This window comes from Acinetobacter sp. ANC 4779, assembly GCF_004331055.1.
Lineage (GTDB): Bacteria > Pseudomonadota > Gammaproteobacteria > Pseudomonadales > Moraxellaceae > Acinetobacter.
The window spans coordinates 72630-85496 of sequence record NZ_SJNU01000006.1 but is presented as its reverse complement, the minus strand read 5'-3'; the positions used below and the strand labels follow the sequence as shown (position 1 = coordinate 85496).

General features: G+C 39.2%; 13 protein-coding genes and 1 tRNA gene. 6 read left to right on the top strand and 8 right to left on the bottom strand.

Translation table 11 applies throughout. The features are described 5' to 3' along the window. Positions 1–14: 14 nt before the first annotated feature. The gene (carA, locus tag E0H80_RS08690) at positions 15–1154 is read right to left on the bottom strand and encodes a glutamine-hydrolyzing carbamoyl-phosphate synthase small subunit (RefSeq protein WP_067868102.1); all 1140 of its coding nucleotides are present in this window, start codon (positions 1152–1154) and stop codon (positions 15–17) included. A 308-nt stretch (positions 1155–1462) separates the two neighbouring features. Between carA and E0H80_RS08685 the strand changes: the two genes are divergently transcribed. Further along, positions 1463–1936, top strand: coding sequence for a hypothetical protein (locus E0H80_RS08685; protein ID WP_131364959.1), 474 nt, complete (start codon positions 1463–1465; stop codon positions 1934–1936). A 133-nt stretch (positions 1937–2069) separates the two neighbouring features. Here E0H80_RS08685 and E0H80_RS08680 read toward each other — a convergent pair whose 3' ends face one another. Together E0H80_RS08680 and yhbY are read right to left on the bottom strand one after the other, a co-directional pair. Then, on the bottom strand, positions 2070–2609 hold the full coding sequence (locus E0H80_RS08680; protein ID WP_067868092.1) for a DOMON-like domain-containing protein: 540 nt from the start codon (positions 2607–2609) through the stop codon (positions 2070–2072). A 5-nt stretch (positions 2610–2614) separates the two neighbouring features. Continuing rightward, on the bottom strand, positions 2615–2938 hold the full coding sequence (gene yhbY, locus E0H80_RS08675; protein WP_067868089.1) for a ribosome assembly RNA-binding protein YhbY: 324 nt from the start codon (positions 2936–2938) through the stop codon (positions 2615–2617). 195 nt (positions 2939–3133) lie between these two features. Between yhbY and rlmE the strand changes: the two genes are divergently transcribed. The 4 genes from rlmE to E0H80_RS08655 all read left to right on the top strand — a co-directional run bounded on the left by rlmE (position 3134) and on the right by E0H80_RS08655 (position 7756). Further along, complete coding sequence (rlmE, locus tag E0H80_RS08670; protein WP_067868087.1) at positions 3134–3784, top strand: 23S rRNA (uridine(2552)-2'-O)-methyltransferase RlmE; 651 nt, start codon at positions 3134–3136, stop codon at positions 3782–3784. Between the two features lie 131 nt (positions 3785–3915). Further along, a complete protein-coding gene (gene ftsH, locus E0H80_RS08665; protein ID WP_067868084.1) occupies positions 3916–5805 on the top strand; it encodes an ATP-dependent zinc metalloprotease FtsH in 1890 nt (629 codons plus the stop codon). Between the two features lie 138 nt (positions 5806–5943). Beyond that, positions 5944–6801, top strand: a complete 858-nt coding sequence (folP, locus tag E0H80_RS08660) for a dihydropteroate synthase (protein WP_131364957.1) — start codon at positions 5944–5946, stop codon at positions 6799–6801. 640 nt (positions 6802–7441) lie between these two features. Beyond that, a complete protein-coding gene (locus tag E0H80_RS08655) occupies positions 7442–7756 on the top strand; it encodes a DUF5713 family protein (protein WP_131364955.1) in 315 nt (104 codons plus the stop codon). A gap of 1 nt (position 7757) precedes the next feature. Here the strand turns inward: E0H80_RS08655 and E0H80_RS08650 are convergent, their stop codons facing one another. The 5 genes from E0H80_RS08650 to E0H80_RS08630 form a co-directional block, all read right to left on the bottom strand. Next, positions 7758–8177, bottom strand: coding sequence for a hypothetical protein (locus tag E0H80_RS08650; protein ID WP_131364953.1), 420 nt, complete (start codon positions 8175–8177; stop codon positions 7758–7760). Between the two features lie 106 nt (positions 8178–8283). Then, positions 8284–8369: transfer RNA gene (locus E0H80_RS08645), tRNA-Leu, on the bottom strand. 291 nt (positions 8370–8660) lie between these two features. Continuing rightward, positions 8661–9971, bottom strand: a complete 1311-nt coding sequence (locus E0H80_RS08640) for a PQQ-dependent sugar dehydrogenase (protein ID WP_131364951.1) — start codon at positions 9969–9971, stop codon at positions 8661–8663. Positions 9972–9980: 9 nt separating this feature from the next. Further along, positions 9981–10409 (bottom strand): DUF2231 domain-containing protein, encoded by a 429-nt coding sequence (locus E0H80_RS08635; protein ID WP_131364949.1) that lies wholly within the window; start codon positions 10407–10409, stop codon positions 9981–9983. 871 nt (positions 10410–11280) lie between these two features. Then, positions 11281–12012: a hypothetical protein gene (locus E0H80_RS08630; RefSeq protein ID WP_131364947.1), complete on the bottom strand. Its 732-nt coding sequence runs from the start codon at positions 12010–12012 to the stop codon at positions 11281–11283. Between the two features lie 179 nt (positions 12013–12191). Between E0H80_RS08630 and E0H80_RS08625 the strand changes: the two genes are divergently transcribed. Then, the gene (locus E0H80_RS08625) at positions 12192–12701 is read left to right on the top strand and encodes a hypothetical protein (protein WP_067868065.1); all 510 of its coding nucleotides are present in this window, start codon (positions 12192–12194) and stop codon (positions 12699–12701) included. The last annotated feature ends 166 nt before the right edge of the window (positions 12702–12867 follow it).

Below are 12867 nucleotides of genomic sequence, written 5' to 3'. Positions count from 1 at the left end.
GATCGCTTCCTTAATTACTTCTTAGACGCTTCGATAAGTTCGATGAAATGATCGAATAATGGTGCACAGTCATGTGGACCCGGACTCGCTTCAGGATGACCCTGGAAGCTGAACGCTGGTTTATCCGTGCGATGCATACCCTGAAGGGTTTGATCGAACAATGAAATGTGCGTCGCTTTCAGGTTTGCAGGTAAGGTATCCATATCAACCGCAAAGCCGTGGTTCTGAGAAGTAATCATCACTGTACCATCTTCAAGATTTTGTACAGGATGGTTTGCACCGTGGTGACCGTGAGGCATTTTTACAGTTTTGGCACCCGAGGCAAGCGCAAGGATTTGGTGACCTAAACAGATCCCAAATACAGGCAAGTTGGTTGTTTCAACAATGGTTTTTACAGCTTCAATTGCATAATCACATGCCGCTGGATCGCCGGGGCCGTTCGACAAGAACACACCGTCCGGATTTAATGCGAGAACTTTTTCTGCAGGCGTTTGAGCTGGAACTACAGTGAGTTTGCATCCGCGATCAGTCAGCATACGTAAGATGTTGGTTTTGACACCGTAATCATATGCAACAACATGGAATTTAAGTTCAGGTTGAGAGAAGCCTTGACCGAGGGTCCAAGAACCTTCCGTCCATTCAAAACCTTCAGGGTCACAACACTCTTTTGCCAGGTCTAAACCGTTCAGACCACCAAATGCACGTGCTTTTTCTAAAGCCTCTTCTTCTGTAATGTTGTCACCCGCTAGGATGCAACCATTCTGCGCACCTTTGGCACGTAAAATTCGTGTCAATTTACGTGTATCAATATCGGCAATCGCAACAACATTGTGTTGCTGAAGATATTCACCCAAAGATTGATTCGCACGGAAATTGCTATGCAACAAAGGAAGGTCACGGATAATTAAACCGTTCGCCCATACCTTATGAATTCGACCTGACTCAGTGTCTTCATCATTACAACCTGTATTACCTATGTGCGGGTAAGTCAAAGTTACAAGTTGCTGTGCATAACTCGGGTCAGTCAAAATTTCTTGATAGCCAGTCATTGCTGTATTAAAAACGACTTCACCAGTCGTACTACCCGATGCACCGATAGACGTACCTTTAAAGATCGTTCCATCTGCGAGGGCTAAAATGGCGGGAGTGCTCAAACCAAAGCTCCTGAAATTTAGGCTGTAAAAAAGCGAGAAGACGAAAAAAAAGGAAGGCTATTTTTTTAACCAACCCTCCTATGTCTGCTCGCTTGAACTTAACACGGCATTATACGCAGTCGACCTGTTGAAGTCCATGCAATTTATCCCGAATATCCAAGATAAATATCTTGTATTTTAAATAAAAGTCTGTTTAAGAAAGTGTAGCTAAAATGTAAGCAAATAAGAATTGTCTGACAAATCAAAACTTAAATTTTATCAAATCGACTAGTCTATAGCTCTCATCCAATAACGATAGGAACAAGGCCATGACTACAGAACAAAAACAAGTTAAAGCTAAACCTGCCTTAAAAGAAGTGGTTGCTGATAGTGCCGAAAAGTTGGAGCAAGCGTCTAAAGAGGCAAAGCAAAAGGTAGCTGAAACAGTAACTGAATCGGCTGAAAATATTAAAGCTGATGCGAAAGAACTGCAGGCCAATGTACAAGATCAAGTTCAAAATCTGAAACAGGATCTGCTACAACGCATTGATGCCATTAAGAAACAACTGAATTTTTCACAAAAAGATTTAACTGAGTTGAAGGAATTTGTGAAAACTGAATTCAATGCAGTGATTGAGGATTTATCCAAACTGGGTAAAGAATTGAAAGAAGATGTAAGCCAAATTTCTGTTAAACACAAAGATCATTTAACTGAAACCTTCAAGCGTTCAAAAGAGCATACTTTAGATGTGTGGAAAAAAGTGTCAGAAAAAGCTGAGGAAAAACCAACTTTAAAAAGCTGATTTACATTCCAGGCGTAAATGCCAGAATAAGGCGTAGGAAATATGCAATATTTCCTCAATCTAAGTAATGAGAGCATAAAAAAGTGAGGTCATATACCTCACTTTTTTATTTGTCGAATAGCAGTGCTACCTTCTAGAACTGATGTAGCCAATCACGTTTGTTGTGAAAGTCTGCATTCGGGCTGCGGTGTTGCATCGCATAGTGTTGAGTACCTTGCGAGGTATTAAGTACAGCACTTAAACCCAAAAACATATCCGACCATTTTAATTTGTGCTTTAACATAAACTCGGTCAAATCCAGGCTCACATTTAAACCGTAATGTGTGCGTTTGAGTTGATTTAGTTCAATATCGGTTGCGGCTTGCGGAGGCATATCTTCAGGATAACGATATTCCTCGAATTGATACGCCTGCCAAGCTTGTGAAGGGGAGAGGTTGATTTCTCGATAGAAATCTTCACCATGCACGCCAATAAAAATTTCATAACAGGTATTTTCCCATAAGAAATCTTGACGTGGATTACCTTGCACCAAATCAGGCCATTGCATGAATTGATTTGGATCACGGATCCAATAGGCTACATTTAAACCATATGGACCTTGTTGTTCAACCGCTCCCACTAAAGAGATGGATTGAAAGCGTCGATCGAAAGCATTAAGTTCGTAACTGGCCATACAGCTTAGTTAGACAAATGTGCGTGGCGTACAAGATTCGAAAGTTTTGGATTTTGTTTTGCAGCTTTTTTATAAAGCAGCGCAATTTTACCAATCGTTTGTACTATTTCAGCGCCAGTCACTTGAGCAATTTCGTTAATTGCAGCAACACGTGCTTCGCGATCTTCACCGGCAATTTTAACTTTAATCAGTTCATGATCATTTAAAGCACGGTTTGTTTCTTCGATGACATTTTCAGTCAAACCTTGACCGCCCAACATAACCACTGGGTTAAGTGCATGTCCGATTTGACGCAAACGCTTGCGTTCCTGAATTGATAAAGCCGCCATAAAGATAACCTAATTTTAAAAACGGCTTAGTATAGCAAATGCCGGGTTTAAACGCTTTATATTCTGTTGAAAAAATCAATTTTGATTATTGAAAAAAACATACCAAAGATCAGATTTAGATACAGATGTATACTGCAAGGCGTATGTTTTTCACGTACAATCATGAATTAGAAGTTTTTTATTATTTAGAGAGTTATGGCGACACGCATTACCAACCAAAAGTTATCGAAAAGCAGTCGAGATTGGATGCGCGAGCATTTAGACGATCCGTTTGTGAAAAAAGCACAGAAGGAAGGCTATCGTGCGCGTGCTGCCTACAAACTTCTTGAAATGCAAGAAAAATATAAAATTATCAAACCCGGTATGACCGTCGTCGATCTGGGTGCTGCCCCAGGCAGTTGGTCACAAATTGCCGGAAAATTGGTCGGTGATAAAGGTTTACTGATTGCTTCTGATATCTTGGAAATGGATGCATTGCCTGATGTGACCTTTTTGCAAGGTGACTTTCGAGAAGAAGAAGTTTTCGAAAAATTGTTAAATCTTTTAAACGGACGGACCGTAGACGTTGTAATTTCTGATATGGCCCCCAATACATCAGGTAACAAGGCTGTAGATCAACCGCGTCAAATTTACTTGTGTGAACTTGCTTTAGATTTCGCCAACAAGGTTTTAGGACCAAAAGGGCAGTTTGTGGTCAAGGTGTTCCAGGGCACAGGATTTGATGAATTCCGTAAACAAGTCGTAGATAGCTTTGAGGTATTAAAGACAGCAAAACCTGCTGCTTCACGTGCCCGTTCTAAAGAAGTATTTTTGATCGGACAAGGGCGCAAGAAGGCTTCTACATAAAGTTTACTTGCCAAGACGTTAAAAATTGTGCATTTTGTACATTTTTAAAATATTGCACAGCTGATCTTCAGCTTATATTAAGGTCACCCATTTTGGGCATGATCAAATTAGATTGATATGGGAATAAAGCTTTGAGCGATCTCTTCAAGAATGCCGTATTGTGGCTGGTTATACTCGGTGTGCTGATTCTGATTTTCAGCAACATCAGTGACCGCAATCAACCGACTGCAATGAATTATTCAGAGTTTGTTTCAGCGGTCAATGCTGGTCAAATTAAGCAAGTCACAATTGATGGTGAAAGAATTCGTGGTGAAAAAACAAACGGTTCAGAGTTTGAGAGTATTCGTCCTGCGATTCAAGACCCAGAACTTATGCCCAGCCTCATTAAACAAGGTGTGGCTGTAGAGGGTACTGCTCCTGCGCGTCAAGGCTTGTTAATGCAACTTCTTATCGCCAGCTTCCCTGTACTTTTGATCATTTTGTTATTCATGTTCTTTATGCGAAACATGGGTGGTGGTGCAGGTGGTAAAAGCGGGCCAATGAGTTTTGGTAAATCGAAAGCAAAAATGCTTTCTGAAGACCAAATCAAAGTCACTTTTTCTGATGTTGCTGGCTGTGATGAAGCGAAACAAGAAGTTGTGGAAATTGTCGATTTCCTGAAAGATCCAACCAAATTTAAACGTCTTGGTGCAAGTATTCCACGTGGTGTTTTAATGGTGGGTCCTCCAGGTACCGGTAAAACTTTAATTGCCAAAGCCATTGCCGGTGAAGCAAAAGTTCCATTCTTCAGTATTTCGGGTTCTGACTTTGTTGAAATGTTCGTGGGTGTGGGTGCGTCCCGTGTCCGTGACATGTTTGAACAAGCCAAACGTCATGCCCCATGTATCATCTTTATTGATGAGATTGATGCAGTCGGTCGTCACCGTGGTTCAGGTACTGGTGGTGGTCATGATGAGCGTGAACAAACATTGAACCAGATGCTTGTAGAAATGGATGGTTTTGAAGGTAACGAAGGTATTATTGTTATCGCTGCCACTAACCGTGCAGATGTACTGGATAAAGCCTTACTTCGTCCAGGTCGTTTTGACCGTCAAGTAATGGTGGGTCTTCCTGACATTAAAGGTCGTGAACAAATTCTGAATGTGCACATGAAAAAATTGCCTTCAGTAACAGGTGTAGATGTAAAAGTTCTTGCACGTGGTACCCCAGGTTTCTCGGGTGCACAATTGGCGAATCTTGTAAACGAAGCAGCACTTTTTGCAGCACGTCGCAACAAGAACACAGTCGATATGCATGACTTTGAAGATGCTAAAGACAAGTTATACATGGGGCCTGAACGTAAATCGATGGTGCTTCGTGATGAAGAACGTCGAGCGACGGCTTACCATGAAGCAGGTCATGCGATTGTTGCTGAAAGTTTACCCGGTACTGACCCTGTGCATAAAGTAACGATTATGCCGCGTGGGTGGGCTTTGGGTGTAACTTGGCAGTTACCTGAGTTTGATCAAACCAGCCATTATAAAGACAAAATGTTGAATGAACTTTCAATTTTGTTTGGTGGTCGTATTGCAGAAGAAGTATTCATTAATCAAATGTCTACAGGTGCATCAAACGACTTCGAACGTGCAACGAAAATGGCGCGTGCAATGGTCACCAAATACGGCATGTCTGACAAAATGGGTGTGATGGTCTATGAAGAAGATGCACAGCAATCTTTCATGGGCAGTATTGGTAGTCGGAGTATCTCTGAAACTACGCAACTAGAAGTAGATCGTGAAATTCGTCGAATTCTAGATGAACAATATAAAGTCGCACGCGATATTTTGGAAAGTAAAAAAGATGTTGCTCATGCGATGGTTAAAGCCTTGATGGAATGGGAAACCATTGATCGTGATCAAATCCGTGACATCATGGAAGGTCGTGAACCTCAACCGCCTAAGGTATACATTGCTGAAAATCCAGTGATTGATGTAACACCAACTGATGGTCCAGCAACACCACCGCCTTTACCTGTGAACTAATCGTTTATTGGTTGGGGTGTAAAAAGAGTCTCAATTGAGGCTCTTTTTTATGTTAAAAGTTCAGAATTTGAAAAGATTGCAGTTAGAGTAAAAGCAACTCTTGATACACTGTGAGTTAGATATTTAAGGAACATTATTATGCGGTTAATACCATTACCAAAACGAGTATTACAATGTGGGCGAATGAGTATAGATTTGTCTCAACCGCATGTGATGGGCATATTGAATGTCACTCCAGACTCTTTTAGTGATGGTGGAAAGCATAATGGAAAAGATCAAGCGGTTGCTTATGCGCTGCAAATGATGGCTGATGGCGCGACTGTGATTGATGTAGGTGGTGAATCCACACGTCCAGGGGCATCTGCGGTAGAAATTAATGAAGAAATACGCCGTGTAGTGCCTGTGGTAGAAGAATTATCAAAGCATGACGTGATTATCTCGATTGATACTTCACAACCTGAGGTGATGAGTGCAGCAGTTCAAGCAGGAGCTCATATCTGGAATGATGTGCGGGCATTAACACGTCCCCAGGCACTTGAAACTGCCGCTGAACTAAATATACCTGTCATCATTATGCATATGCGTGGTGAACCCACCACTATGAATAGTTTAGATCAATATGATGATGTCACGACGGATGTGATTCAAGAACTACAGCAGCGTATCGATGAGGCTTTAAAAGCAGGAGTGAAATCTGAGAATATCATCATAGATCCCGGGTTTGGTTTTGCTAAAAATGCACAGCAAAATTTAAAATTATTAAATGAATTCTATAAATTAAATGACATGGGCTATCCCATTCTATCTGCACTATCCCGAAAGCGTTTTATTGGAGAAACTTTAAATGGAGCTGATGCACAAAATCGTGCTGTTGGTTCGGTTGCTGCTCATTTATTCAGTATCCAGCAGGGTGCTTGTATAGTACGTGCACATGATGTTAAAGCGATGTCAGATGCTATTAAAGTTTGGAAGGCAATGAATAATTTAGCTATATAAATAAGAAAAAGCTCGATAGGATATCGAGCTTTTTGCTTTACAAAAGGTCATTATTTTCCTTTGTTATTCCAATAAATGTAACTAAAATGACTTTCATGACATTTTCCTATAAAAGCTATGTTTTTATTTTATAAAGCCACTTTTATTTAAATTATAGTCATGCTATCGAATGTATGAAAACCTGACTAAATCTCTACAGCAAATTAAAAAATTAATTAAATGAGTAATTTATTCGCTCCCATCAGGGGAATTGTTTATCACAACCGAATTTAATGGGAGAAACAGGATTGGGTAAGTGGGGGATGATTTTTAGCTGATTCTATAAATACCTTTAAGAACGCAATTCTTGCATCTACTTCATTAAATTAGATTTTAACACCCATTGAGATTGGTTTTTTCAATCAGGATTTGAGGCAGCACGTCTGATGCTGTATCCAGCAAGAAGCTTCAATAATTGGGCGTAGAAGCAATGCGTGGTACAAATAAAGTGTGGCAAGCAATGAGTCAGTCTTAATCATAAGGCTTAAGACTGAATGAATCGGCGTGTGGGTAAAACCCATTCTTTTTTTGTTGTGTTTGGTGATTTTGTTACTTTGTGTTATACAGGCTCGCTTTAATGCGTGTCTTTTTTGAGTTTTGTATGTTTGAAGATTTACTTCTCCCTATGTTTGATGATGAATATTATCCCGATATTCTGGTCGCTGAAGTTAAGCAGATAATTAAACAGTTTGCGAAGAAAGTAGCAAAATCTGAATTGTCTGAAGTTGAAATTTATCGTTTTGCTGCCGAAACTGTGGTTTTCATTAATAAGATGAAACCACAGTTTGAAGATCTTGATTCTTCATTGGATGATACTGCTGCGGATTATATTGCTGAAGCCATGATGATGGTGGTGCAAGATAATGGTTATATGGATATTGAAATGGAAGAATTAGTATCCAATAGAGAATGGTAAGTCACTCTCTATTAGTTAGTTTTATATTTGAAGATTTATTCAAATCCGACAACATTTTGGAAAGATGACAACTTTCTTTGGGATGGATCTCTGCTATCCCTTTTACACTTAGGTAGCGTTTTTCATTTTCTAAATAAGCACTTGCTCTTAAGTTAAGCCAAAAATTTGGCTCTTGTTGAAGCCATGTACGAATCCGTTTTTCATCTTGTGCATGCTTAAACTCAAGCAGGTACGGGTCTTTGCCTAAAGTGCAATGATGTAAAATGAGTTGATCTTTATCGAGGGTAATCGTTCCAGAAAATAAAGAATAAATGGTCGGAGACTGTGTTTTTATTTCTGATTTTTCAGCAAAAGAAAACGATGAGATGAACAATATCAGCAGGCTGTAATACAGCATGCGGTATAAGTGATTTGTTTTCATTTTTATTATTTCTTTTTATTGGTTTGATTCAATTCTAATAATTTAGGCATAAAAAAACCAGCTTATCGCTGGTTCTTTTATCGCACCATTTTAATAAGACTTAAAATGGTGCCCGAGGCCAGACTCGAACTGGCACGCTTTGTGGGCGGGGGATTTTAAATCCCCTGTGTCTACCGATTTCACCACTCGGGCATGTGCGCAATAATAGAGGACGAAATAAAACTTGGCAAGTATCTTTCGGTGTGTTTGCTTTCTTTTCAAGCAATTCATGTGCTTATGGAGTAAAAAGATCGAAATCTTAGCCTTCTAAAGTCTCCTAACACGGATAATCGCTTTGCTATTTATTTTTTGTGCATACTTTTTATGCATGAATCGAAGGAATTGAAAAAGGGGGTCTCTCTTGGTTTTCATTTTAGTTAAAAAATAGAACAAAAAAGATATCCCTTTTATCTTAAAACAGTCGTCATTTATCCATGCTCAATTTTATTGTTGAGCCGAAACGCGCCAAATGATATTGCCTACATCGTCTGCCACAAGCAAAGCCCCGGTACGATCTTGTGTTAGGCCAACAGGTGCGCCAAACAACTTGCTTTCATCTTTGGAATGGAATCCTGTCACAATTGGCATCGCTTTGCCGCTTGGCATACCATCTTTAAAGGGTATAAACACAACGTCATATCCGCTTAACGGAGACCGATCCCAACTGCCATGATTACTGACAAATGCACCACCATTATATTGAGCTGGTAGTCCTGTGCCATTATAAAACCATAATCCAAGTGCAGCGACATGTGAGCCTAAAGCATAGTCTGGTTTAAGGGCTTTTTTTACCAAATCTGGACGTTGTTGTTTGACTCGGGTATCAATATTTTGACCGTAATAACTATAGGGCCAGCCATAAAAGCCCCCATCTTGAATAGAGGTTAAATAGTCAGGCACCAGACTTGCACCAATTTCATCTCGTTCATTGGCAATGGCCCAAAGTTTGTTGGAAACAGGTTCAAACTGTAGCCCAGTTGGGTTGCGCACGCCACTTGCGTAAATACGACTGGCACCTGAATTGATATCAACTTCTAAAATAGCCGCGCGACGATATTCAACTTCTAAGCCATTTTCCCCAATGTTACTGTTAGAGCCGACACCTACGTAGAGTTTACTTTGGTCGGGGCTTACCACCATAGATTTAGTCCAATGATGATTGATGGTATCCGGCAAATCTGCAAGCTCTACGCCCGGGTCAGTAATTTTGGTCTGACCAGCAATGAATGGATACTTCATGATGTTATTGGTATTGGCAACATATAAGGCATTACCCACTACTTGTACCCCAAAAGGTGAATGTAACCCTTCGAGTAAAATATGTTTTTCCCATTGCCCCGTAGCATTTTGATGAAGTAGGGTAATACGATTTCCACCTTTGCCACCTTTCCCTGATTTACCTTTGATTTTAGAAGCAATTAACTGTTTAGGCGTAGTGGTTGCTTCTTCGCCGGGTCCATTGGATTCTACAACTAAAATATCACCATTGCTGACCGTATATAGTTGGCGGGGATGTAATAGATTGTCAGCAATTCTTTCAATTTTTAAACCTGGCGCTACTTCCGGTTTAGCATTATTCGCCCATCCTGCAAAATTAGGCACTTTCATCGGAGGAACTAAAAAATTTTGGGCCTTTGGTAATTCTGGATTATTGCCTATTTGCATATTATTATCGATAGAGGCTTTATCGCTACATGCCACCAGCGTTATGGAGGCGAGGGAGATAGCCATAAAAAGGTTTGCATTATTTTTCATGTTTATTCCTTAAAGTTTATGATTATCATCAAAAGATTTAGAAATATAGGCAATACTCACAAGAGCCACAGTAATTATAGACAGTATGACATTCTCAGGCACCGCAGCATAAGCATCACGACTGTGTACGAAAGAGTTTAAAATAGCGGTTAAAATGGCAAATCCATAACACCAAAACCCGATCAGGCTGACGTTATTTCGCGTGTAGGACTTAGGGAACCAGACCAAATATAAATTGATTAGACGGGGAATAATTGCAATGACTAAACCAATTGCAATAACCCAAGCAGAGGCTTTATTCCACAGTACTTCCGCCGTATTCATGTATAAAATATCAAAAATGAGTCCTGCAACGAAAAATCCAAATGGTATGCTATCAAGCCAATAATAGATCGCCATTAAAAAATTGGAACGCGTTGGATAATTAACCGGTGTCATATATACCTCCATAGTAGGATTTAACATTATGAAATCATGTGTTTTTTATTTGTTTAATAAAAACCGACTTCATTGTTAATTCCATTTATTAGTCGTCGTCATTTTTCATCTTATTAGCTGCTTTTTTTATAAAGCTTTGAACTTGTTCCAGTATAGTCTGAATTATGGACAAGAATAAATTTGCACAACAGGTTTTACCAAAGCCATCTATAGAGTTACCTAAAGCAATCATAACTCTGGAAAAAATATACAATATTGAAGAATTATTTCTATGATTGCGGGCCTGTATTGCGGATTTGATTTATTGAAAAGTACAGGATATCAAGGTTGCCCGATATATTTACAAGCTAATTTTATTCAAGCTGCGATGCCGTCGCAGACTGAAATCAGCAGTATGGTTCGAATTTTAGCAGTGATAATTTTAGATTTTTAAGCAATTAATCAACCTGCACCCCACGAAAAAGTGTACTTCAGTACATTGCCTGTTTGATGTTTATCATGGCTTGATTTACAGTTAAAAATTAATAAAAAACCCCAATATTTTGTCGGGGTTTTCCGTATGACGTGTGAGATATCACGCCTGTTATAGCTTGTTCTCTTTTTCAGGTATGAAGCATTTTATTGTTATGAGTCGAACATCTGGTTCTCTATATAGCCATCATAAGAAATGAGCTGGTCGCCTAGAGGTAAATCGCTTGAATAGTGGCAGGGTTTAGCCTACGCAGCCAGTTAAACAAGCTTTCGATATGATCAGCAGCACTGAGTAGATTAGATGAAGTAGGGGGTAGCCAGTGCTGTGCTTATTGCGTTGCGCAATTTTAAATTTATTATTTTACATGCGGCTGAATAGGACGCATTAAAACAATAGCCTTTACATTAAAGTATCTAAATAGCTTTCTATATCTGCATGTTTATAGCTTTTACACAGCGTATTTTCATATTGAATTAGTTGCATATATAAGTCGACAAACTGTTTTTCCTGTTGCTGCGCTGTTTTATAAGGCACAGAATTTTTTGTACTGATTAGGCGCTTAAGTTTAGTTTTTAAAATCTGTTTATATGACCAAAAGCAAATGCGTCGTATTTCTTGCAAGTAAAAATATTGTTCAACTTGGGTGTCGGCACGGAACATATTCTCTTTATAGAAATGCACAAAGCCAAAACTTAAGGCAAAGAAAAATAAAATTCCTTGCAAGAAGATGCTTTCAATAAAGGCGATATTAATCGTTTGTAGCACAATCAGGGTTGCCAGTTTGACCGGAGTATGGCGCAGTTGTTGATACATCGAGATTGAACTGTGTTTAATTTGCTTAATCACCAATGGCGTATAGAGCATAAACAGCAACATAATGGCCAATATAGCGCTGCCTTGCGCTCGAAAGGTGCTGACGTGCGGCAGTTGAAGTGCAATTAAATGACCCAGACTAATTGAAAGGCTGATAAAAATCATTGCGGCCAATAGCCAAGGAATGAGTTCTTTTAACTCATCAAAAATACCTTTGGTCTTAATCATGCTATAAAACAAATAATTTCTTTTAAAGGCAGAAGGGTATTCCTGCCGCAATTGTTTTAAAAAAAGAACCGTTTGTTGCTTGCTGATCATAAGAGCCAAAGAGAAAGAAGAACGAAGGCTAATATAAAGGTTTTCAGCATATTTAACACAAGAAAAGCCCAACAGACCTACATGACGGCTGAATAATCGTCAGAAGCAGATTTTATTCCTGTATTGAAAGATGATTTATGCGAAAATAGACTTTTATTATTTTTGTCCAAGGACAGTTCATGACTGATCAATCTCCTGAATCTTTAAGCCATATCGAAATTTTAGACATTTTACAGTCCATGAAAGACGATGTGCTAAATACTGAGGCGAAAGAGATTATCCTTAATGGCGGTAAAGCGGGTCGTCAAGAAGCGTATAAACAGGCAATTGTGGCTTTGCATGACACTTTTGAAAAAAACTTTGTTGAAGCAGTAACTTTGGCATTAGGATTAAGTGCCGGACAAGCCAAAAAAATTAAATATAAAAAAGATCGTATCCGTATTTTGAAAGTACGAGGTATTGATTACATGGCAATTGACGGTGCTGAAACAGCGCAGGTTTTATCACAAGTTGCGCAAGCAATTGTTCGTGAAGATGCAATTGTAACCCACGATCTACACAATATTTTCCCATTCTGGAAAGAAGGCTGGCCAATGGTTCAGTTTGATAATGCCTACAATATTCTGGAAGAAGACATTAGTATCCACTATGCGCTTGTCATTGAGCACTTGATTAAAAACTTTAAATAACTCTGATTAAATAGTTATTCATGAAAATAAAAAAGCACCCTTTGACAGGTGCTTTTTTTATGCTGCATTGAGTTTTTTATAGATAAAGCTAGGCTGATACACTCATTAGCCAAATAAGCAGTTTCCACCAGAGAATAATAGCACTCCAAATAAATTCAACCATATG